Source organism: Bifidobacterium callitrichos, assembly GCF_008698085.1.
GTDB lineage: Bacteria > Actinomycetota > Actinomycetes > Actinomycetales > Bifidobacteriaceae > Bifidobacterium > Bifidobacterium callitrichos.
On record NZ_RZJP01000004.1, the window covers coordinates 341,950 to 364,359 of the forward strand.

Genomic DNA, 22,410 nt, shown 5'->3' on the forward strand with positions numbered 1-22,410 from the left:
CGAGCGGGAATCAGTACTCCACGTGCAGCACGTGCGCCACATCGGCCCACGGTGCCAGCGACACGAAGTTGTCCCAGCTCCAGTCGAACTCGCGATCGGTCAGCTCGTCGCGCACATGAGCGCCCTTGTCCGGATCGATGCCGAGCGACGGCAGATCGAGGTGGATGGTGGACTGGTGCGCGTTGTGGCAGTCGAGGTTGACGACCACGATCAGCGTCTCCGGCTTGCCCGATGCGGTCAGCTCGGCGGGCGTGTGGCGCGCGAAGGCGAGCACGTTCGGATCGGAGCTCTCGAGCACCGTGAGGTTATGGTAGCCGAACGCGTCCACATGCTCGCGGCGGATCTTGTTGAGCGAGGTCAGCAGCTTGGCGATGCCGAACTTCTTGGCCAGCGACCAGTCGCGGACCTTGACCTCGTACTTCTCGTTGTCGATCTGCTCCTCGAAACCGGGGCGCTGCTTGTTCTCGATCAGCTCGAAGCCGTTGTAGATGCCCCACGACGGCGAGCCCATCGCGGCGAGCACCGCACGCACCGCGTGGCCGGCGATGCCGTTGTCGCGCACGTAGGCGGTGAGGATGTCCGGCGTGGTCGGCCAGAACGTGTTGTGCTGGTAGTAGCCGTCGTCGCCGTTGGTCTCGGCGAGGTACTCGGAGAGCTCCTCCTTGGTGTTGCGCCACGGGAAGTAGCAGTGCGACTGCGTGAAGCCCACGTAGCTCAGCGCGCGCATCATGCCCGGGCGGGTGAACGCCTCGGCCAGGAAGATGACCTCCGGGTGACGCTTGGTCACGGCGGCGATGACGTCCTGCCAGAAGCGCACCGGCTTGGTGTGCGGGTTGTCGATGCGGAAGACCGTCACGCCGGCCTCGATCCACAGCGTGAGGATGCGCTCGACCTCCTTCTCGATGCCGGGCATGTCCGCGTTGAAGTCGATCGGGTAGATGTCCTGATACTTCTTCGGCGGGTTCTCGGCGAACGCGATCGATCCGTCCGGCTTGGTGCGGAACCAGTTCGGGTGCTCCTTGACCCACGGGTGATCGGGCGAGCACTGCAGCGCGAAGTCGAGCGCGACCTCGAGACCCAGCTCATGCGCCTTGGCGGTGAGGGCCTTGAAGTCGTCCATCGTGCCGAGCTTCGGGTCGACGGTGTCATGGCCGCCCTCGGCCGAGCCGATGCCGAACACCGAACCCGGATCGTCCGGGCCGGCGACCAGCGCGTTGTTCTTGCCCTTGCGGTTGGTCGTGCCGATCGGGAAGATCGGCGGCAGGTAGACGATGTCGAAGCCCTCGGCCTTCGCGCGCTCCAGTCCGGAGACGGACGTCTTCAGCGTGCCCTGGACGATCTTGTGCGTCTCCTGATCGATGTACGCGCCCTCGGAACGCGGGAAGAATTGGTACCAGGCGGCGAAGCTCGACTTCGGACGCTCGACCTTGAAGGTCTGCGGCGCGCTTTCGGACAGGCCGTCGCGCAGCGGGTTGGTCAGGTGCAGCTCCTTCACCTCATCGGAAGTGGCGGCCGCGAGACGCTCCTTGGGGGTGAGGGTCTTGTCCTCCATCACCTTGGCTGCGTCGCGCAGCATCTTGCGCTGGTGCTGCGGCAGATGCGCGTCGGCGGTGCCGGCCCAGCGGTCCAGCAGCTGGGCGCCGGAGGCGAGCGCGTTCTCCACGTCGTCGTTGACCTCGACCTTGATCTTGGCGTCGTGCAGCCAGGAGGTGTACGTGTCCTCCCAGCCCTCGACCGTGACGGTCCACAGGCCCAGCTGGCGCTTGACGGCGGCGAAGTCGGGCTCCCACGGCTTGACGTCGGTGCGCTCGCCGCAGGTCAGTTCGACGGACCAGCGGTCGAGGCCCGGGTTGATGCAGGTCATCTGGCGGCGCAGCATCTCCTTGCCGCGCGCGTTCCTGACGACCGCGGTGGCGCCGACCTTGGTGCGGCCTTCGATGAACACCTGCGCGGTGACCTTGAACGGCTCGCCAAGCTCCACGCGCGCCGGGTAGATGCCGCGTTCCTCGTTCGGCGTGACGTCCATGACGTTGACACGGCCGAACTGGCCCGGCTCCTCGATAGGCAGCGACGGCGCGGGCACTTCGCCCGGCTCCGTGACGGTCTTCACGGCCGTCTTCGCGGCCTTGGCACGGGTGGTGCGGGTCGCGCGAGGCTTGCGTGCACGAGTGGTTTTTACGGTTTTCTCGGCCTTCGCGGACTTCGTCTTCTCCGCGGCGGGCGTTTCGCTCGCGGCCGCGGTCTCATCGGTTACTGCTGCTGCGGTGTTAGCGTTTTCATTCGCAGTCTGCTGTGACATGGCGTCCTTCTCCTTACCTCTGCGCATATCGCGATGGATGATGCCATACGTCCCCATTGTAGGGGCCAAATGGCCGAAATAGTAAGGATGGTGTGGTTGATGGCGCCAAGATGACGTCCGGATGACGCCCGGATGACGTTCAAGATGGGGTGTTCCCCCTACTTGCGCCTGATCATGTGAGCGAGCACAACGTTGTCATGTGCCTGTTCCGGGCTGGACAGTCATCCACAACACGCCGGGGGAGAGGGTTTCCGTCCACATCGTCCGCATGACGGGACAAGGGGCGTGCGGAGCTGACAGTGTGGTCGCATGCGTCCGGTGAAGGGCATCGGACGATCCGTCGTTTCGCGACAGGCGCGGGGCGGATATGTAACACGCACGTAACATGCGCGATGGTGCGCGATGGTTCGCGTGCGTGGGAAAGGACACAATCATGAGGAACGATATGCCACGCATTGCGTCGGATGGTCGATGGCGCCGTCCGCTCGTAGCCGGGGCGGCGCTGCTGGTCGCGGCCGCGATGATCGCGATGCCGGCGGGGGCCGCGCATGCCGGACAGGCCGTGCGTGCCGATGCCGAAGTCGGCGTCGTGCGATCCACGGACGACGGCGCGAGCGGCATCGACGATGGCGACGGCGAACGGCCCGAGCCCGAGCAGCCCGATCCGGACAAGCCGACGCCTGAACCTGAGCCGGAACCCAATCCCGAACCTGAGCCGGAACCCGAACCCGAGCCTGAGCCCGAGCCCGAGCCTGAGCCGGAACCCGAACCCACGCAGGCCGAGCCGAAGGCCACGTCGCCGACCGACCAGCACAAGCCGGTCGGCGTCGGTTCGGCGATCGCCGACACCTTCGACGTGACGGGATTCCCCGACGACCACACCACCGTCGACGGGGATAGGGCGAACGTGACCATCACCCTCTGGTGGTGGTCCGGGGGAGCGAACTTCGAGACGATCAAGGCCGAGGATCTGTTCAGCGATCTCAATCGCCCGGTCGGCAACGAGGAGCCGTACGAGGACCGGAACCACAAGCGGATCGGCTCGTGGGAGTATCCGGCCGTCAACGGGCGCATCCGCATCGGCGACGGCGAGGAGGGGCCGGACGGCAAGCCGGTGACCATCACGGCCGACAAACCCGGCTGGTACGTGTTCATGTGGCGCTTCGACGGCGACGATCGTGCGAAGGCCGCGGCCACGCGATTCGACGATCTCGGCCACGCGCACGTCGTCATCGCCGACGGCGAGCGGGTCGATGATCCCGAGGAGCCCGGCCCCGCCCCGAATCCCAATCCCGAACCGGAGCCGGGTGAACCCGACGACAAGAACGAGCAGGATGGTGGCGACGCCCCGACGCCCGATGCTGACAAGCAGAACGGAGACGACGGCAACGCCGACATCCTCAAGCAGATCTCCGCGCAGAAATACGGCACCGGCAAAACCCTCGCCAAAACCGGCGTCAACGTCGGTGCCGTCATCCTGATCGTCATCTCCACGCTCGGAGTCGGAGCATTCATGCTCGTCGTCATCCGGCGGCATAAGGCGTAAAGCGTGAAAACGAAAATGGTCGAAAACCATGAAGGCTTTCGACCATTTGTTCGTTGGTAGCGGGGCATGGATTTGAACCATGGACCTCTGGGTTATGAGCCCAGCGAGCTACCGAGCTGCTCCACCCCGCGTCGGCTTGTCTTTGCGACAGCTCTATCTAATTTACCGTCGAATCGAAATACGTCAACCCCGGCGTGTCGCGCTATAGTCGCCTTAAAAAGGAACGTGCTGATAGTTGGCCATAAAAAAGAAGTATGAGGGTCGCCGCGCCGCATATCCGCGTGCATACCATAATGAAGACATGCCTATCAAGATTCCCAGTGGCCTTCCGGCCAGAGCCATCCTCGACTCGGAGCGCATCTTCGCGCTCGAGAAGCCCGAAGCGGAGCGTCAGCGCGTCCGTCCGCTCAAACTGGTGATCCTGAACCTCATGCCCAAGAAGATCGAGACGGAGACCCAGCTGCTGCGTCTCATCTCGAAGTCGCCGCTGCAGGTCGAGGTTGACTTCATGAAGACCTCGACGCACGAGTCGACGCACGTGTCGGCCGACCACCTGCTCAAGTTCTACGAGAACCTCGACGCGTTCCGCGACAACTATTATGACGGCTTCGTCGTCACCGGCGCGCCGGTCGAGCATCTGCCGTTCGATCAGGTCGACTACTGGGGGGAGTTCAAGGCGATCCTCGACTGGGCGTCGACGCACGTCTTCTCGACGATGTATCTGTGCTGGGGCGCGATGGGCGCACTCAACTACCGATACGGCGTGCGCAAGGTCGATTACCCCACCAAGATCTTCGGTGTCTTCCCGCAGTATCTGCAGGACGAGTACTGCTTCCTGACCAACGGCTTCGACGAGATCGACCTGCAGCCGCACTCGCGGCTCGCCGGCGTGAACGAGGACGACGTTCGGGCGAACCCCGATCTGCAGATCCTCACGTGGGGGCCGCAGTCGGGCCCGGGTCTCATCGCCACGCGCGACTTCTCCGAGGTGTTCGCGCTCGGGCACTGGGAGTACGGCAAGTACACGCTCAAGGAGGAGTACGAGCGTGACATGGCCAAGGGGCTCGACAACGTCCCGTTCCCGACCAACTACTTCCCGCATGACGATCCGAGTCTGGAGCCGCTGTTCGCCTGGCGCGCGCACGCCAATCTGCTGTGGCGAAACTGGCTCAACTGGGTGTATCAGACCACGCCGTACGACCTGACCGAGGTGCCGGAGCTCCGGGCCGAGAAGCGGCTCGGCACCGATCGCTCGATCCGTCACGAGCCGGGTGCTCCGCGTGAGGACGATTTCGCCCCGTTCCTTCATGACGGATACGGCGTGATCCGCGGGGAGTGACGATCCTTCCCCCTGTTGTCCATCCGCGATATCCGTCCGTGTTGTGGACCTGTGCATGTCAGGGAATGGACCATTTCCTGTCCGTATCGTGGACCGTCATGTTCAAGTAAAAGCGACACAATTGCTCGCTTGTGTGCGCAAATGTGCATTGCGACCGGCTCCATCGGGGCTGATCTGCACATATATCTGCATGTATATCACGCTCGAAAGATAGACAAATCGCCGCGAAACGCCCGGGAAACAGGCGGAAATCCGCGGTTTTACAGCAAAGACCCGAACAACTTCGAGAAAACCCCGGAACCGGCTTGCAATTGTCCGAACGAAGGCAAATAATTTGCATCAGTCATTCGGAGCCGAATGCCGTAAGGATGCGTTCGGCAGGACGCATATCCAACGGCATCCGGTGCCACGACCCGCACGGAACAGAGAAGAGGACGGTTCGCCGCCCGGCGCCTGAACTCCTGCATGCAGCCGCGAACCGACCGCATGCACGGTAACGTCTCGGACATATTCCCCGCCCCGTCGGGTATAGACTGACAGCTGATTTCAAGAAGCAGGAGGCGTGGAATGGTAGGAGAGTTCGCTTCGAGCGTGCTGCTGGCGGCAGCTGAGCCCGAACTGCCGAGCGTCAACGACTTTCTCCCCCCGGAGATCCTGTTCCAAGGGACTCCGTTCGCGATCAACCGCATCATCCTCATCCGTATCATCGCCACCGTCGTGCTCCTCGTGGTGCTTGGCCTGACCGCAAGCCGTGCCAAGCTGATCCCGGGCCGCTGGCAGGGCGTCGTCGAATACGGCATCGAGTTCGTTCGAGACAAGATCGTCTACGACGTGATGGGCGAGGTCCGCGGCAAGCGATACGTGCCGATGATCGCGACGTTGTTCTTCACGATCTTCGTATTCAATCTGTGCGGCATCATCCCGGGCATGAACATGGCGGCCACCGCCACGGTCGTGATGCCTCTGGTGTTCGCCGTCTGGACGCTGATCCAGTACTGGATCGCGGCCATCCGCGAGCAGGGCCTCGGCCACTACCTGCGCCACGAGCTGTTCACGCCGGGCGTGCCGTGGCCGGTCTACATCCTGCTCGCCCCGATCAACATCCTCGAGCTGCTCATCATCCGTCCGGCGTCCCTGACGATCCGTCTGTTCGCCAACATGGTCTCCGGCCACCTCATGGTCGCGACCTGCCTCGCGTTCGCGCAGTACTGGATGGTCGATGCGGTCAACAAGATGCAGGGCATCCCGGTCGGTGCCGTGTGGTTCCTCGGCGGCGCGGCGATGACCTGCTTCGAGGCGTTCGTCGCCTTCCTGCAGGCCTACGTGTTCGCCATCCTCTCGACCGTGTACATCAACCTGAGCTACCCGGAGGCCGACTGACCGGTCGCCCGGCTGATTCCTCCGGATCGCTAGCGTCGCGGCGGCATCGCCGACAGGCGCCCCACCCGGAGGAGAACCCAAGATTTATAACGTCTACCGAACGTTAGAAAGGATACAGAAATGGATATCATCACCCTCGCAGAGGTCACCGGCAGCCTGTCCGTCATCGGTTACGGCCTCGGCACCCTGGGCCCTGGCATCGGCCTCGGCATCCTCTTCGGCAAGGCCATGGAGTCCACCGCCCGTCAGCCTGAGATGTCCGGCAAGATCCAGACCATCATGTTCATCGGCCTGGCTCTGGTCGAGGTGCTGGCCCTCATCGGCTTCGTCGCCGCCCTGATCATCAAGTAAGCGATCAGACCCACAGACGAAAACCGATATGTCCATCACTGAAAGGAGGGCTTGATGACACTCGCGGCAGACGGAATCCAGCTGTTCATTCCGCAGGTCTACGACATCGTATGGTCTCTGATCATCCTCGTCATCGTTGCGGTGTTCTTCTACAAGTTCTTCATGCCGAAGTTCAACGCGATCTTCGACGAACGTGCGGCCAGGATCGAAGGCAACATCGCCAAGGCCGAGCAGGCCAAGAAGGACGCCGACGAGGCCAAGGCCAAGTATGAGGCGCAGCTGAGCACCGCTCGCGTCGAGGCGGCCAAGATCCGCGACGACGCCCGCGCCGAGGCATCGCACATCATCGCCGACGCACGTTCCCGCGCCGAATCCGACGCGGCGCAGATCACCGCCAACGCGCAGCGCTCCATCGAGTCGCAGCACCGTCAGGCGATGGTCAGCCTCAAGGGCGAAGTCGGCACGCTTGCCGCGGCCCTCGCCGGCAAGATCCTCGGCTCCAAGCTTGAGAACGCCGACGTGCAGTCGTCGATGATCGACCAGATGATCGACGATCTGGACAGCGACAAGAAGTGACTTCGTCAATAACGTCGTCAATGACGTCAAGGAAAGGGAGGTGACCAATGCGAGGAGAGGCATCGCGCATCGCTGATCGCGTCTCACGTGACTCGCTGGCACCCAAGCTGCGTGATGCGGGCGAGGAGAACTGGCGCATCGGGAACGAACTGTTCTCGCTGACCAGCGTGCTCGACCACAACATCCAGCTTGAACGCGCGCTCACCGACCCGTCGCGCCCGGTGGCCGACAAGGTCGCCGTGCTTGAGACGCTGGTCGGCGGCAAGGCCCATCCGCTGACGATGGAGATCATGACCGACCTGGTCTCGCGCCGGTGGAGCCGCGCCAAGGACATCGCCAACGCCGTCGAGGACTTCGGCGTCGACGCGATGATGTACTACGCGGACGCCACGGACGCCACCCTCAAGGTCTCCGTCGAACTGGCCGAGCTGCATTCGGCCCTGCTGGGACTGCCGGTCGTGCGCGCCAAGCTGTACGACGATCAGGCACCGAGCGAGGCCCGTGTGAAGCTGTTCCACGAGCTGTTCGACGACAAGCATCTCAACAAGGTCACGGAGCGTCTCGCCGAGCACGCCACCTGCAACCTGCGTCGCCGCCGCTATCTGGAGACCATCCAGTGGCTGATCAACAAGTTCTCCCGTCATATGGGCGAGTCGATGGTCACTGTGACCACCGCCTCACCGCTGACGAAGGAGCAGATCGCCCGACTGACCAAGGTGTATTCCGCCAAGGCCGGACGCGCGGTCCACATCAACTCGGTGGTCGATCCGTCCGTGCTGGGCGGCATGCGCATCCAGATCGGCGACGAGGTCACGGACAACACCGTGGTCGCGCAGCTCGAGAACCTGCGCCGCACCGTCAAGGCGGAGTCCTGACGCCGCCTGACATCCAAGTTTTTCAAGACTTGACCCGAATAATAGATAAGTAATGAAGGAGTGATCATGGCAGAACTGACCATCGATCCCGCCTCGATTCGCAAGGCCCTGGACGACTTCGTGTCGTCCTACAAGCCGAGCGACAATCCCACTCAGGAAGTGGGATATGTCGCCACGGCCGGTGACGGCATTGCGCACGTGACGGGATTGCCTGGTTGCATGGCCAATGAGCTGCTGACGTTCGAAGACGGCACGCTCGGCCTGGCGTTCAACCTTGACGCCCGTGAGATCGGCGTGGTTATCCTCGGCGATTTCGCTGGAATCGAGGAAGGCCAGGAAGTGCGCCGCACGGGCGAAGTGCTCTCCGTGCCGGTCGGCGACGGCTACCTCGGTCGTGTCGTCGATCCGCTGGGCAAGCCGATCGACGGCCTCGGCGAGATCAAGAGCGAGGGACGCCGCATCCTCGAGGCTCAGGCCCCGGACGTGATGCACCGTCACCCGGTCGACGAGCCGCTGTCCACCGGCCTCAAGGCCATCGACGCGATGACGCCGATCGGCCGCGGCCAGCGTCAGCTCATCATCGGCGACCGCCAGACGGGCAAGACCGCCATCGCGATCGATACGATCATCAACCAGAAAGCCAACTGGGAATCCGGTGATCCGAAGAAGCAGGTGCGCTGCATCTACGTGGGCGTCGGCCAAAAGGGCTCGACCATCGCTTCGGTCAAGCAGAGCCTCGAGGACGCGGGCGCCATGGAGTACACGACCATCGTCGCCTCCCCGGCCTCCGATTCCGCCGGCTTCAAGTACATCGCCCCGTACACCGGCTCGGCCATCGGCCAGCACTGGATGTACAACGGCAAGCACGTCCTCATCGTCTTCGACGACCTGTCGAAGCAGGCCGAGGCGTACCGCTCGATCTCGCTGCTGCTGCGCCGCCCGCCGGGGCGCGAGGCCTACCCGGGTGATGTCTTCTACCTGCACTCCCGTCTGCTCGAACGCTGCGCGAAGGTCTCCGCCGACCTCGGCGGCGGCTCGATGACGGGTCTGCCGATCGTCGAGACGAAGGCGAACGACGTGTCCGCCTACATCCCGACCAACGTGATCTCCATCACCGACGGCCAGATCTTCCTTCAGTCCGATCTGTTCAACGCCAACCAGCGTCCCGCCGTGGACGTCGGTATCTCCGTCTCTCGAGTCGGTGGCGCGGCCCAGACCAAGGCCCTGAAGAAGGTCTCCGGTACGCTGAAGATCTCCCTGGCGCAGTACCGTTCGCTGGAATCCTTCGCGATGTTCGCGTCCGATCTGGACGCCGCGTCCAAGGCCCAGCTGACCCGTGGCGCCCACCTGACCGAGCTGTTGAAGCAGCCGCAGTTCCACCCGTACTCGATGGAGCAGGAGGTCGTGTCCGTCTGGACCGGCACCCACGGCAAGCTCGATGACCTCGAGCTGTCCGATGTGCTCCCGTTCGAGCAGGGTCTGCTCGACTACCTCGACCACAACACCGATATCCTGAAGACCATCCGTGACACCGAGGACTTCACCGCCGACACCGAAAAGGCTCTTGCCAAGGCCGTCGACGAGTTCCGCGCCATCTTCGTCACCTCCGCTGGCAAGCCGCTGGTGGAGAAGAAGCCGAACGTGGCTCAGGCCACCCCGGTCGATCAGGAAAAGATCGTGGCGGGAGAGAAATAAGCCATGGGCTCGCAACTCGCATTGAAATCACGCATCCGCTCCACGGAGTCGTTGGAGAAGATCTTCAACGCCCAGGAGATGATCGCGTCTTCGCATATCGCCAAGGCCCGTGACGTGGCCCTGAACGCGAAGCCGTACACCGATGCGATTTTCGATGCCGTGCAAGCGTTGGTGGCGCATACCCATATCACGCATCCGATTGCGGTGAAGGACGAGAAGAACCCGCGCGTGGCTGTTCTCGCCCTCACCTCGGATCGTGGCATGGCCGGCCCGTACACCTCTTCGATCATCCGCGAGACCGAGTCGCTGCTGGCTCGTCTCGAGGGTGACGGCAAAAAGCCGGAGCTGTTCGTGTACGGGCGTCGCGGTTCGACGTACTACAAGTACCGCAACCGTGACGTCGTGGCCACATGGGAGGGCGACACCGACCAGCCCGGCGTGGAAATCGCCGAGACGATCTCCAACACGCTGCTGGACGCCTACATGAAGCCGGCGGATCAGGGCGGAGTCTCGGAACTCTACATCGTCTACACCGAGTTCATCAACATGGTGGTCCAGAAGGTCCGCGTGCTGCGCATGCTGCCGGTCGAGATCGTGGAGGCCCCCGCGGCCGCGCCCGAGGTCGGCGAGGAGCCGAACAAGGACAAGATGGCTCCGCTGTACGTCTTCGAGCCCAGCCTCGAGAAGGTGCTTGACGCGATTCTGCCGAAGTACATCCAGTCGCGTATCCACGAGTGCCTGCTGACCGCGGCCGCTTCGGAGACCGCCAGCCGTCAGAACGCCATGCACACGGCGACCGACAACGCACGCAATCTGATCGACTCCCTGACCCGCAAGCTCAACGCCTCGCGTCAGGCATCGATCACTCAGGAACTTACCGAGATCATCGGCAGCGCCGATGCTCTGAATACAAAGGAAGAGTAGGAACGCACTATGGCTGTAAAGCAGACCACTGCGCCTTCCGAGACCAACGGCGAACCGATCCACGGACGCGTCACCCGAGTCCAGGGTTCGGTCATCGACGTTGAATTCCCGGCGGGCCACATGCCTGACATCTACAACGCCCTGCACGTGACCATCGTCAACACGGGCGCCAAGGAGGAAGGCGAAGCCAAGGCTACCGAGATCACCCTTGAGGTGGAGCAGCACCTCGGCGACTCGACCGTGCGCTGCGTCGCCCTGAAGCCGACCGACGGCCTCGTGCGCGGCGCCGCCGTGTACGACACCGGCGCCTCGATCTCCGTGCCGGTCGGCAACGTGACCTTGGGCCACGTCTTCGACGTCTCCGGCAACATCCTCAACAAGAAGCCGGAAGAGCAGGTCACCGTCACCGAGCGCTGGCCTATCCACCGCAACCCGCCGGCATTCGACCAGCTGGAGTCCAAGACCCAGATGTTCGAGACCGGCATCAAGGTCATCGACCTGCTGACCCCGTACGTGCAGGGCGGCAAGATCGGTCTGTTCGGTGGTGCAGGCGTCGGCAAGACGGTCCTCATCCAGGAGATGATCCAGCGCGTGGCCCAGAACCACGGCGGCGTCTCCGTGTTCGCCGGCGTCGGCGAGCGCACCCGTGAGGGCAACGATCTGATCGGCGAGATGGACGAGGCCGGCGTTCTCGAGAAGACCGCCCTGGTCTTCGGCCAGATGGATGAGCAGCCGGGCACCCGTCTGCGCGTCCCGCTGACCGCTCTGACGATGGCCGAGTACTTCCGCGACGTGCAGAACCAGGACGTGCTGCTGTTCATCGACAACATCTTCCGCTTCACGCAGGCCGGTTCCGAGGTGTCCACGCTGCTGGGCCGTATGCCTTCCGCCGTGGGTTACCAGCCGAACCTGGCCGATGAGATGGGTGCTCTGCAGGAGCGCATCACCTCGACGCGTGGTCACTCCATCACCTCGCTGCAGGCCATCTACGTGCCGGCCGATGATTACACCGACCCGGCCCCGGCCACGACCTTCGCCCACCTCGACGCGACGACCGAGCTTTCCCGTGACATCGCGTCCAAGGGCATCTACCCGGCCGTGGACCCGCTGAGCTCGACCTCGCGAATCCTTGATCCGCGTTACGTCGGCCAGGCCCACTACGAGTGCGCGAACCGCGTCAAGGCGATTCTGCAGCGTAACAAGGAGCTGCAGGACATCATCGCCCTGATCGGTATCGACGAGCTGTCCGAAGAGGACAAGACCACTGTCAACCGCGCTCGCCGCATCGAGCAGTTCCTCGGCCAGAACTTCTACGTTGCCGAGAAGTTCACCGGTCGTCCGGGCTCCTACGTGCCGGCCGACGAGACCATCGAGGCCTTCACCCGCATCTGCGACGGCGTGTACGACGACGTCCCGGAGCAGGCGTTCTCCGGCATCGGCGGTATCGACGACCTCGAGAAGAAGTGGCACGACATGCAGAAGGAACTGGGTGCGTGATGGCTGGATCGGACAAGACCACGATGCAGGTCAACATCGTCGCGGCCGACCACCCCGTGTGGCACGGCGAGGCGAGGAGCGTGACCATCCCGGCCGCCGAGGGCGGCATGGGCATCCTGCCGGATCATGAGCCGGTGCTCACGATCATCAAGCAGGGCACGGTCACCGTGGTTGAACCCGACGAGGATCGCCACATGTTCGAAGTGACCGACGGATTCATCTCCTTCGATTCGAACAAGCTCACCGTGGCCGTCGAGCGCGGCCGCGACGTGCAGTACTCCACTACGGAGGAGCAGTGACCCGGTGGCGATCGGCTGACTGATCGCCTCGCATCGCGAACAACGACAAGCGCCTCGGCGCGTTCCGTCCCGAAAGGGAAGAACGCGCCGAGGCGCTTTGTCATACGTCAGAACAGCCGCAGCGACCCGTCCTCGGTGCCCTTCATGTCCTCGTAGTCGAGGATCAGGCAGCGGAAGCCGCGGTCCTCGGCCAGAACGCGCGCCTGCGGGGTGATGGTCTGCGCGGCGAAGATGCCGTGGACCGGGGCGAGCAGCGGGTCGCGGTTGAGCAGCTCGCAGTAGCGGGTGAGCTGCTCAACGCCGTCGATACCGCCGTGGCGTTTGATTTCGATCGCCACGTGCTCGCCGTCCGCGTTGACCGCCATGATGTCGACCGGCCCGATCGCGGTCGGATATTCGCGTCGCACGAGTTTCGCGCCTTCGCCGATGCGTTCGATCTGCGCGGCGAGATACTGCTGGAGATGGTCCTCGACGCCGTCCTTGACGAGGCCCGGATCTTGGCCGAGATCGAAGGACTGGTCGGAGTAGACGTGGTACAGCGTCACTTCGAGGATGTCGGAGCTCTTCGCGGCGCTCACGCGCAGGATCTTCTCGATCGGACTGTCGTCCGGAGTCACCTCCGGAGTTCCCTCCGGGGTCTCGTCAGGCTTCTCGTCAGGCTCGATCTCCCTGATCGTGCAGGGGGCGGCCATCCAGTTGAGCGGCTTGTACGAGCCCAGTTCGGAGAAGATGAGCAGGCTGTTGTCCGCCTTGATGAGCAGGACGCGTTTGGCGGGAGGAAGGGAGGCGTTGAGCCGCCCGGAGTAGATCGCGGAGCAATCGGCAACAAGGATTCGCATAAGGCCACACTCTAGCGCATGCGTGACAACCGGGCCTCCCGGGCCTACGATGGTATCAACCGGGTTTTGGGAAGAGAGAAGGTCCCTATGAACTGTCCGAACTGCGGCGCTGCATGTGATAATGGTGACCGATTCTGCAATAAGTGCGGCCATCCGCTGATCGAACCGATGCCGACGACCCCGCAGGTGACGAAACCGTCCCCGGTGTTCTGCCTGAACTGCGGTGCCGTCATCACCCCGGGCAACCGGTTCTGCGAACAGTGCGGCGTTCCCGTCGGGAACGATACGCAGCCCCGGACGGTCCCCGCTGCGCAGCCGACTCCCGTCGCCGGGCCGGAGTCCGTTGTCGAACCGGCTCCCGCGCCGCACGTCACCCCCGTCGTCACCGGCGCGGGGCGGACCGCCGGAAGATCCCTGTCCACGCCCGTGATCGCGGCGATCGTGGCGGCAGCGGTGGTCGTGGTCGCCGTCGCCGCGTTCCTGATCATCCGGTTCGTCGGCTCGCGCGACGCGGGCGCGACGGCACCGGGCGCGTCGAACGGTGCGACCAGCTCGCAAAGCGCCCCGAAGTCGAACGGCGCAGACAAGTCCGATGCGGCGAAGACGTGCACGAGCGCGCCCGAAGGCAAGGTGGACACCATCAAGTCGACCGGTGACGGCGTGATCGCCTCCGTGAAGTTCACGTCGGGATGCGACGCGGGCACGTTCTCATCCAAGGACGTGCGCGTCACCCTCACCGAGGACGGCGCGACGGTCGCCGACGCGATCTTCGACTTCACGAAGGAGCCGATCACGAGCGGCAGGTCTGGCAGGACCATCGAACTGTCCTACCCGTTCGGCAGCTACTGGCGTCCGGTGGACCACCTGACGTCGGCCTCGAGCGGCATCGACGTGAAGGTCGCGACCGGCGCGACGCCCGCGTCCGACTCCACGTTCGGCGTCGGATCGGCGCTCGCCGCCGCGCCGGTGCCCGACGCCGATGCGAACGGCGCGGCGCAGACGGCGATCCAATGGCAGATCGCCAACGATCGCAACGCGGCGAACGGGTTCATGACGACGATCACCACGCAGCTGTCCAGCAAGCGTGACGGTCTCGACGCCGAAGGCAAGACCTGGCACTATCAGGACATCTACGAACAGTACCTGACCACGAAGGCCAAGTATCCGAACACGCTGCTCGTCGATTCCTCCGACTGGCCCACCTACCGCAACACCGGCACTACCGGATGGTACGTGCTGCTGTCGGGCGAGCGTTTCCCGGACACCGGTTCGGCGAGCTCGTGGTGCGCGGCGCAGGGCATGTCGAAGGACGATTGCATCCCGGTCGATCTGCAGTGATCGAAGGAGATGGGACGACGGTGCAGTTGCGGCCCGGTCAGAGCAAATCGAATCACAACAACAGGAAATAAGGAGTGAAGATGAAGTACTGTTCACAATGCGGAGCGCAGAATCCCCAGACGGCGCGATTCTGCAGACAATGCGGGCATCAATTCAGCATGCAGCCGGCCGCGCCGGTTCCGCCTCCGGCCTCGCCCGCGGAGAAGACGACGGTGCTGCCGCATATGCCTGAGACCGGCATCGGCACGATGGCCACGCAGCCGATCGCACGTCCGAATGACCTGTTCGAGCAGCCGTCCTCGGATCTGTCCGAGCTGGCCGCACTGGTCAACCACTCGATGGACGCGGAACCGCCGGCCACACCTGCCGGACCGGCGAACGACTCGGGAAGCGTGAAGGACGACGCGACGAGTGCCGTGGAGGATGCGGCGGGTACGGATGCCGTCGAGTCGAAGACGAAGGCGTCCACCGAATCCGAGATGGAGGCCGTCACGTCCGAGCCGGTGGAACCGGTGGTGTCCGTTGAGCCGGTGGCGTCCGAGGAAACCAGGACGTTCGACGAGTCCGCAGCATCCGATGCGTCGAAATCCCATGATGAGCCGGTGCCTGATGCCGAGGCGAATCCGCCGATGCAGGAGACACAGGCCGCGCCGGTTCAGCCGATGACGGAACAGCCGTATCAGCAGCAGCCCTACGGCCAGCCCGCCCATCCGCAGCAGCCCGGATTCCAGCAGCCCACCTATCAGCAGCCCGCTGGCCAGCAGTACGAGCCGCAGTACGGATCTCAGCCCGGTCCGCAGCCGTTCGTCCAACCGAATGCCCAGCCTCAGCCCGGTCCGCAGTACGCATCGCAGTACGGTCCGCAGTCTGGCCCGCAGTACGGTTCCGATCAGCGGAATCCCTACGGTCAGCCCGGCTACCAGCCTCAGCCTGGTTTCACGCAACCGCAGCCGGGCTATCAGCAGCCGAACTACCAGCAGCAGCCGGGTCAGGGCCCCGCGGCGCAGCCCTCGCGATTCGAAGCCGAGGCGCGCACCTTCGGCACGTGGCTGAAGACCTTCTTCTCCAAGCCCACCGATGTGGGGAAGGGGCAACCGTGGTATGCGATCGTCGTGATCCTCGCCGTCGCGCTGATCTCGGCATGGAGCTGCCTGCTGGTCATCTCCCATGGAGGCTCGTCGATACTCAACGCGATCCCGGTGTCCTCGATCTCCTCGTCGATCGGCAACGAGGCGCAAAGCGCGGCCCTGCCGGTGTTCATGCTGCTATGGATCACGTTCGCCCTGTACGACTACGGTTCGCTCGCCGTCGCGTGGCTGATGCTGCGCATCGAAGGCGATCCGACGACGTTCGGTTCCTTCCACGACCGTGTGGCGCACGCCCTCGGCCCGTGGGCGGTGCTGAACATCGTCGCGTTCCTGCTCGCGCTCGTGCAGCTTGATCCGCTCGCGATGCTCATCTGGATGCTTGCGACGTCCACGCGTATCACGTGGATGACCTCGCTGGTATGGAACGGCGAGGTGCATCGCGGTCTCGATCCGCACTGGGTCCGATTCCTGTGCGTGCTGCTGCAGGGTGTGCTGATCGGCATCCTGCTGTTCATCCTAATGACGATCACCGGCGCGGTTCTCGGATCGATCGTCGCCTCGCACGCCAGCAACTACCTCCAGCAGTTCACCGGCGGCTACTGAGCGGTTCGGTTCGGACCTGACGGATCAGCCGGGTCCGAACCGTCTGATCAGTACGCGGCGAGGATGTCGATGACGAAGACCAGCGTCGAGTTCGCCGGGATCGAACCGCTCGCCTGATTGCCGTAGCCCTTGTCCGGCGGGATGATGAGGAGCACCTGCGAGCCGACCGTCTGGCCCTTGAGGCCCTCCTTCCAGCCGGTGATGATCCCGCCCGACTCGGACAGGTCGGCGTCGAACGTCGTGTTCTTGTCCCACGAGGAGTCGAACTGCGTGCCGTTGGTGAGCCATCCGGTGTACTTGACCACCGCGTGGCTCGAATCGGTCAGCTCCTGACCGTTGCCCTTGATCAGCGTCTGCGTGACCATCTGGTTCACCGAGCCCTGACCGTTCATGTCGATCGACGGCTTGCCGTCCTTCGCGCGCGTCACCTTCGGCAGGTTCGCCGGCACGTCCGTGACCGTCGTGCCCTCGGCCTTCGTCAGGTCCTTCGACTTGGAGATCAGCGTGTAGGCGAGGATGTACGACGTGCCGGAGCTGTTCGAATCGTTGATGCCGAACGCGATCGTCGAATTGAGCTTCAGTCCCACGATCTTCGTGTACGGCGGGATCTGCTCCAGGTTGCTGTCGGTCAGGGAGATCGAGCAGTCCGGGGTGTTCTTCTCCCACGAGCTCATCAGCTCGGAGCCGTCCTTCACGTTCATCGCGATGCCCTGGGCGCACACGCGGTCGCCCTTCTCGATCGTCGCGCCGTTGCCCTCCTGCAGCACGGCGTACGTGTTGTTCTGTACGGTCATCGGCGTCTTGAACTTGATTGACGGCTTCTTGCCGAGCTCGCCGGTGGCGGTGATGCCCGCGATCTGGTCCATCTTCGTCGAGGACGACGAGGACGAGTCGGAGGAGGACGACTTGGACGAATCGGAGGACGACTTCTTGGCGGAGGAGTCGGAGGAGTTCGAGCCTCCGCAGGCCGCCAGCGTCGCGCACATGGCCAGCGAGCACACGGCCGCCAGCACGGAACGAAGAGTGGGATGAATCATGGCTTTACGCATGGCTATCACCCTAGCCGAAAACCCTGATTTTCCGCCCGTGCGCGCGGACGCTCCTCCACGCCTCCTCCACGTTGGCCTCCCCGCGCTCGGCAAAGGATTGTAGAATGGCCCTATTATGAGACTTACCAAACGCAACAGGAAACCCGAAAACGCGCAGGAGGAGGCGCTTCGGGCGAAGCGCCACGCCATGATCATGCGAGGCGTCGTCACCCCGATTTTCGGTCTGCTCGCCGTCGCGGCGATCGCGTTGGGACTGCTCAACGCCACCGTCTGGCAGCCCAGCCGTACGATCACCGCCGATGCCAAGGTGACGGGCACCCGATACATCGTCACCGATCCGGACGTGCTGGGACTGGTCGACGACCGCGTGACGATCACTGCCGACGGCGGTTCCGGCACCGTGTGCGTCGCGATCGCCTCGTCCAAGGATGCCACCGGTTGGCTCGCCGGACACCCCTACACCCGACTGACCGGCCTGTCCGACTGGACCACGCTGTCGACCGAACGCGCCTCCGCCGGCACCGGCCAGTCCGGCAGCCAGTCCGATTCGGGTGATTCGGGTGATTCGGGCGATGAGGACGTCGCCTTCGCCGACTCCGACATGTGGCGCTCCGTGCAGTGCGGCGACGGCTCCACCGAAATCAAGGCGACCTCCTCGGCCGTCACCGACGTGGCGCTCGTCGACCTGGGCGAAGGGGGCGACTCGGCCGACGTCTCGTTCACGTGGACCCGCAAGACCCTGCCCGACTACTCCACGCCGATGTACTTCCTCGGCGGACTGCTGGTCGTCCTCGCGATCCTGACCGCATCGGTCTTCGCGATGCCGCCGCACAAGCGCCGCAAGCGCGTCGTCGAAAGCGACCCGATCCCCGCACGCGAGGAGGAGGTCTCCATCGCCGAGGCGTTCACCGGAAGCCTCAACGCGATCAAGCCGAGCTTCACGCCGAAGAGCAGCGGGCGACCGCGCCGTCGCCACGCGGTCGGATCGGACACCTCGTCGTCGATTCCGGTCGTCCGGATCGAGGGGGAGAGCGGAACCGGAACGCAGCCGGTGGTCGTCGACCCGTCGTCGCGCAACCTCGTCGCCGACGCCGGTGCGAGCGCGACGCCCGCGCCGACGACGCCCGAGCCGCAGCCGGAACCGGTCGACGACAGCGCCACGTCCGTCATCTCGCAGGACGAGCTGCAGGCGTACTTCGCCCGACTCGCGCGGGAGGTCGGCGAGGAATCGACCTCCGGCGACGATAACGGCGACGACGGCAAGGGAAAGGAGTGAGATCGCCGATGAGGAATACGAGGAACATGATGACACGCTTCGGCCGCACCGCCACGAAGGCGCTTGCGATCGCACTCTCGGCGGGACTGCTGGTCTCGCTCGCCGCCTGCGAGGGGCAGGTGCCGAAGGTCGCCTCGCCCGACTCGTCCACCCACGCCCCCGACCTGACCGTCAAGCAGGAGGAGCAGATCCGTACCAAGATCCTCGACACGCTCGCCGCCTCCGACAAGGCGGTGAGCGCCGACGGACTGGCCGCACGCGTCACCGGACCGGAGCTGGAGATCCGCACCAGCCAGCTCGCCGTCGCCAAGGCCACCGGATCGCTCGACAAGCTCGCCACCATCCCGCGCGGCATGACGCAGACCGTCATCCCGACCGACGACGGCTGGCCGCGCACCGTGTACACGATCACCACCACCACCGAGGACCAGCAGTCCAAGCGACTGCTCGTCTTCACGCAGGACTCCCCGCGCCAGAACTACAAGCTGTGGGGACTCGCCCGACTCTTCCAGGGCGCCGAACTGCCGAAGTTCGAAGTCCCCAAGCTCGGCACCGAAATGGGCACCGCGAACGACGCCAAGCTCGTCGCCACCCCGGCCAAGGCGGTCGAGATGTACGCGGACCTGCTCAACAAGGATGCGCAGAGCGAATACAACGCCAAGTTCAAGGACGATCTGCTCCGCCAGGAGCTGCGCACGCTCGACCAGACCGTCCAGCAGGGCATGGAGGCGAACAAGGGCACGCAGCAGCAGACGTTCACCGTGCCCAAGGACCAGCTCAAGGTCATGCGCTCCACCGACGGCGGCGACCTCGTCGTCGCGCGCATCGACTCGGTCTGGACGCGCCAGGCCGGAGAGGGACGCGAATCGCTGCCCGCCAACAACAACGAGAAGGCGCTGTTCGGCAACGGCAAGGCCACCAGCACGATGAAGGTCACCTACGTGAACGTGATCGCGCTGTACATCCCGCCGGCGGGCGGCTCCGGAGACGCGGCCAAGATCACCGCGGTCGGAGCCGAACGCTACGCCGTCAAGGTCGAAGCGCTGTAATCGCTTTCCGTTTTTCGTGGTCGGCGATATCGGTGCGGAAGTTTCGCTGCGTCACTAAGATGAGTGACGGCGTTATTGAGATTTCGTAAGTCACAGTGGAGGCGTGGTATGGCTGATCAGCCGAAGTTCAATCCCGGGGTTTCTCTGGCGGGGGCCGTCGATCTGGAGGCTCTGGCGCATCAGGTGAAGGCGGAGCCCGGTCAGGCCGGCGGAGCGCCCGCGGCCGGCGGCTACGTCATCGACACCACCGAGAACACGTTCCAGGCGATGGTGCAGACCTCCGCCACGTTCCCGATCCTGCTGTTCCTGTGGGTGCCGACCGACGATCGTCTCTTCCCGATGGCCCGCGCGCTCGCCGATGCGGTCAACGCGCTCAAGGGTCAGGTGCAGATGTCGCGTATCGACATCGCCTCCTATCCCTCGATCGCGCAGGCGCTGCAGGTGCAGGGCGCTCCGGCGCTGTTCGCGCTGATCGCCGGCCGTCCGATGCCGCTGCTGCAGGGCGTCGCCACGGATGACGAGCTGGCGCAGATCAAGGATCAGGTGCTGCCGAAGATCGTCGCGATGGCGCAGCAGTCCGGCGTCACCGGCACCGCGCCGTACTCGGGCGACCCGTCCGCCGATGGTGCCGATGGTACGGGTGACGGCTCGAGCGCGGCCGGCGCCGGCTCGAACGTCGTGCCGCCGGAGCATCAGGAGGCGTATCAGCTGGCGCAGGCCGGCGACTACGCGGGTGCCGCCGCGGCCTACGCGCAGGTGCTTGAATCCGATCCGGGTGACGTGGTCGCCGCGCGCGAACGTGCCAAGGCGCTGCTGCTGGCCCGCTCCGCCAACGCGGACGTGCGTGAGGTGCGTGCCGCCGCGGCCGCCGCTCCGGATGATGTCGAGGCGCAGCTTGCCGTGGCCGACGTGGACATGATCGGCGGCCAGATCCAGGACGCCTTCGACCGTCTGCTCGACTTCGTGGCCGCCGGTCACAAGGCCGACATCGAGCCGGTGCGCAAGCGCCTGCTCGAATACTTCGCCATCCCCGATGCGGCCGATGCGCGTCTTCGCGCCGCCCGCCGCCGCCTCGCCACCCTCATGTACTGAATCTCAGCCCCCTCTGACGAGGGGGCTGTCAGCGAAGCTGACTGGGGGAGAGAATAGGAGGAGTTATATACCTACTCCATCCTCCGATTCTTCCCGAAATACGGCTGGAAATGCGGTCCGTTGGCGGCGAGCTCCCGTTCGAACTCGTCCCGCCACTGGCTGAACGGCCTTCCGGCCAGTCCGTCGTTGTTGAATCGTGGCTGGTCGGTGATCTCGGTGATGCAGAACCTCGGGATCGTCAGGTTCGTGACCGGGGTGGCGCGTTCCGCCTCGGCCACGACCAGCGGCGCGTTCGTTCCTCCGAACACGTCGACGCTCCAACCGTCCTCCGCGATCCACACCGAATAGCGGTTCTTGATGATGAGCGCGCCGCCGCGCTGCACCAGTTCCGTGGCGATGCGGGTGTCGATCGCATGCTCCATCTCATAGCGTGTGCCGCCCACCGATGGGCCCTTGACCGTCACGTAGGCCGACGAGAAGTGGTCGCGGTAGCGTTCGAGGACGTCCATCGGGTCGAGGTCCGGGGTCATGTCGACGCGAATGTCGTGCGATTTGAGCCTGACGCGCAGCGCGTAGTTGTCGGCGTGCACGTAATAGCTTTGCAGGATCAGCGTGGGGGTGTCGCCGTCGTCATATTCGGCGGGCATCTCGCGGCAGAAGAACCGGCGCTCGTACTCGAAATCGTTCACAGGCTCGGACATACCTCAAGTGTAGCGTCTATGACCCGGGCATGTGGCGTCGGATGCGCAAGTGGTGTACAGTAGGGGAGTTGCGTCGCATGCGGAGCGTATCCGTATGCGACGCATGGGTCCGTAGCTCAGTGGATAGAGCGTCTGTCTCCGGAACAGAAGGTTCCGGTAGCACTTCCGCTGGGATGGGGGCTCAGCCTTACTCTCGCTTAGAGAGTGGGATAATTGAAGATTAGGCAAAAATCCCGCCAGACACGATTAGACACGATGGCGGAATTCCCTCGGACTTCCGGGTTCGTCTGCCTCTCAACCGTGAGGTTGGTGAAGGTGGATTCTCGGGTGGATGTGGTGGTATAATTTGCGCGCTTGGGTTCGTAGCTCAGCTGGATAGAGCGTTCGCCTCCGGAGCGAAAGGTCGAGAGTTCGAATCTCTTCGAGCCCACAAGTAAGCCCGCTTCCTAATTTGGGAGGCGGGCTTTTTCTTATTTCAATCCATATTTGGCACGTTGTTTGAGCAGAGGAATGATTGCGCTGAGAGGTATACGTCCATCCTCATTTGGATGAATGTGCCCCCGTTGGATCGATCCATGAGCGGATAGTGCTTGC

19 protein-coding genes, 2 tRNA genes and 1 pseudogene are annotated in these 22,410 nt (G+C 64.2%); 17 read left to right on the forward strand and 5 right to left on the reverse strand.

Annotation, left to right across the window (positions count from 1 at the left end; all coding sequences use genetic code 11):
* Positions 1-10: 10 nt before the first annotated feature.
* Positions 11-2,299, reverse strand: coding sequence for an alpha-1,4-glucan--maltose-1-phosphate maltosyltransferase (locus EMB92_RS10145; protein WP_150394773.1), 2,289 nt, complete (start codon positions 2,297-2,299; stop codon positions 11-13).
* 433 nt (positions 2,300-2,732) lie between these two features.
* On the opposite strand from EMB92_RS10145, the gene EMB92_RS11540 reads away from it, so the two are divergent.
* Complete coding sequence (locus tag EMB92_RS11540; protein WP_190973651.1) at positions 2,733-3,845, forward strand: hypothetical protein; 1,113 nt, start codon at positions 2,733-2,735, stop codon at positions 3,843-3,845.
* Positions 3,846-3,899: 54 nt separating this feature from the next.
* On the opposite strand, the gene EMB92_RS10155 is transcribed toward EMB92_RS11540, so the two are convergent.
* Positions 3,900-3,976, reverse strand: a tRNA-Met gene (locus EMB92_RS10155).
* A gap of 170 nt (positions 3,977-4,146) precedes the next feature.
* Here EMB92_RS10155 and EMB92_RS10160 point away from each other — a divergent pair.
* From EMB92_RS10160 to EMB92_RS10200, 9 genes are all read left to right on the forward strand, one after another.
* The gene (locus tag EMB92_RS10160; protein WP_150394774.1) at positions 4,147-5,184 is read left to right on the forward strand and encodes a homoserine O-succinyltransferase; all 1,038 of its coding nucleotides are present in this window, start codon (positions 4,147-4,149) and stop codon (positions 5,182-5,184) included.
* Positions 5,185-5,751: 567 nt separating this feature from the next.
* Entirely contained in the window at positions 5,752-6,564 is an 813-nt protein-coding gene (gene atpB, locus EMB92_RS10165; RefSeq protein WP_150394775.1) for a F0F1 ATP synthase subunit A, read from the forward strand.
* Between the two features lie 120 nt (positions 6,565-6,684).
* Positions 6,685-6,915, forward strand: a complete 231-nt coding sequence (gene atpE / locus EMB92_RS10170) for an ATP synthase F0 subunit C (RefSeq protein ID WP_043165904.1) — start codon at positions 6,685-6,687, stop codon at positions 6,913-6,915.
* Positions 6,916-6,969: 54 nt separating this feature from the next.
* Positions 6,970-7,491: a F0F1 ATP synthase subunit B gene (locus EMB92_RS10175; protein WP_107043793.1), complete on the forward strand. Its 522-nt coding sequence runs from the start codon at positions 6,970-6,972 to the stop codon at positions 7,489-7,491.
* A 47-nt stretch (positions 7,492-7,538) separates the two neighbouring features.
* Complete coding sequence (locus EMB92_RS10180) at positions 7,539-8,366, forward strand: F0F1 ATP synthase subunit delta (RefSeq protein ID WP_043165901.1); 828 nt, start codon at positions 7,539-7,541, stop codon at positions 8,364-8,366.
* A 66-nt stretch (positions 8,367-8,432) separates the two neighbouring features.
* Positions 8,433-10,061: a F0F1 ATP synthase subunit alpha gene (gene atpA / locus EMB92_RS10185; RefSeq protein ID WP_150394776.1), complete on the forward strand. Its 1,629-nt coding sequence runs from the start codon at positions 8,433-8,435 to the stop codon at positions 10,059-10,061.
* A 3-nt stretch (positions 10,062-10,064) separates the two neighbouring features.
* The gene (locus EMB92_RS10190; RefSeq protein ID WP_150394777.1) at positions 10,065-10,985 is read left to right on the forward strand and encodes a F0F1 ATP synthase subunit gamma; all 921 of its coding nucleotides are present in this window, start codon (positions 10,065-10,067) and stop codon (positions 10,983-10,985) included.
* A 9-nt stretch (positions 10,986-10,994) separates the two neighbouring features.
* Positions 10,995-12,482: a F0F1 ATP synthase subunit beta gene (atpD, locus tag EMB92_RS10195; RefSeq protein WP_140445211.1), complete on the forward strand. Its 1,488-nt coding sequence runs from the start codon at positions 10,995-10,997 to the stop codon at positions 12,480-12,482.
* Entirely contained in the window at positions 12,482-12,781 is a 300-nt protein-coding gene (locus EMB92_RS10200; RefSeq protein ID WP_043165894.1) for a F0F1 ATP synthase subunit epsilon, read from the forward strand. Before atpD ends, EMB92_RS10200 begins: the two co-directional genes overlap by 1 nt.
* A 107-nt stretch (positions 12,782-12,888) precedes the next feature.
* Here EMB92_RS10200 and nucS read toward each other — a convergent pair whose 3' ends face one another.
* A complete protein-coding gene (gene nucS, locus EMB92_RS10205) occupies positions 12,889-13,620 on the reverse strand; it encodes an endonuclease NucS (protein WP_043165892.1) in 732 nt (243 codons plus the stop codon).
* 87 nt (positions 13,621-13,707) lie between these two features.
* On the opposite strand from nucS, the gene EMB92_RS10210 reads away from it, so the two are divergent.
* The 3 genes and pseudogenes from EMB92_RS10210 to EMB92_RS10215 all read left to right on the forward strand — a co-directional run bounded on the left by EMB92_RS10210 (position 13,708) and on the right by EMB92_RS10215 (position 16,649).
* A complete protein-coding gene (locus tag EMB92_RS10210; RefSeq protein ID WP_190973652.1) occupies positions 13,708-14,958 on the forward strand; it encodes a zinc ribbon domain-containing protein in 1,251 nt (416 codons plus the stop codon).
* Between the two features lie 80 nt (positions 14,959-15,038).
* Positions 15,039-15,104 (forward strand): annotated as a pseudogene (locus EMB92_RS11955) (zinc-ribbon domain-containing protein); the annotation flags it as partial.
* Positions 15,105-15,116: 12 nt separating this feature from the next.
* Positions 15,117-16,649, forward strand: a complete 1,533-nt coding sequence (locus EMB92_RS10215) for a DUF6574 domain-containing protein (RefSeq protein ID WP_223847704.1) — start codon at positions 15,117-15,119, stop codon at positions 16,647-16,649.
* Positions 16,650-16,696: 47 nt separating this feature from the next.
* On the opposite strand, the gene EMB92_RS10220 is transcribed toward EMB92_RS10215, so the two are convergent.
* Positions 16,697-17,698, reverse strand: coding sequence for an FKBP-type peptidyl-prolyl cis-trans isomerase (locus tag EMB92_RS10220; protein ID WP_150394780.1), 1,002 nt, complete (start codon positions 17,696-17,698; stop codon positions 16,697-16,699).
* 115 nt (positions 17,699-17,813) lie between these two features.
* On the opposite strand from EMB92_RS10220, the gene EMB92_RS10225 reads away from it, so the two are divergent.
* The 3 genes from EMB92_RS10225 to EMB92_RS10235 all read left to right on the forward strand — a co-directional run bounded on the left by EMB92_RS10225 (position 17,814) and on the right by EMB92_RS10235 (position 21,115).
* A complete protein-coding gene (locus EMB92_RS10225; protein WP_223847694.1) occupies positions 17,814-18,974 on the forward strand; it encodes a hypothetical protein in 1,161 nt (386 codons plus the stop codon).
* A gap of 26 nt (positions 18,975-19,000) precedes the next feature.
* The gene (locus tag EMB92_RS10230) at positions 19,001-20,023 is read left to right on the forward strand and encodes a DUF8094 domain-containing protein (protein ID WP_150394845.1); all 1,023 of its coding nucleotides are present in this window, start codon (positions 19,001-19,003) and stop codon (positions 20,021-20,023) included.
* Positions 20,024-20,131: 108 nt separating this feature from the next.
* Positions 20,132-21,115, forward strand: a complete 984-nt coding sequence (locus tag EMB92_RS10235) for a tetratricopeptide repeat protein (RefSeq protein WP_150394781.1) — start codon at positions 20,132-20,134, stop codon at positions 21,113-21,115.
* Between the two features lie 71 nt (positions 21,116-21,186).
* Here the strand turns inward: EMB92_RS10235 and EMB92_RS10240 are convergent, their stop codons facing one another.
* Positions 21,187-21,816, reverse strand: coding sequence for a CYTH domain-containing protein (locus tag EMB92_RS10240; RefSeq protein WP_150394782.1), 630 nt, complete (start codon positions 21,814-21,816; stop codon positions 21,187-21,189).
* A gap of 356 nt (positions 21,817-22,172) precedes the next feature.
* Between EMB92_RS10240 and EMB92_RS10245 the strand changes: the two genes are divergently transcribed.
* A tRNA-Arg gene (locus tag EMB92_RS10245) sits at positions 22,173-22,246 on the forward strand.
* Positions 22,247-22,410: the final 164 nt, after the last annotated feature.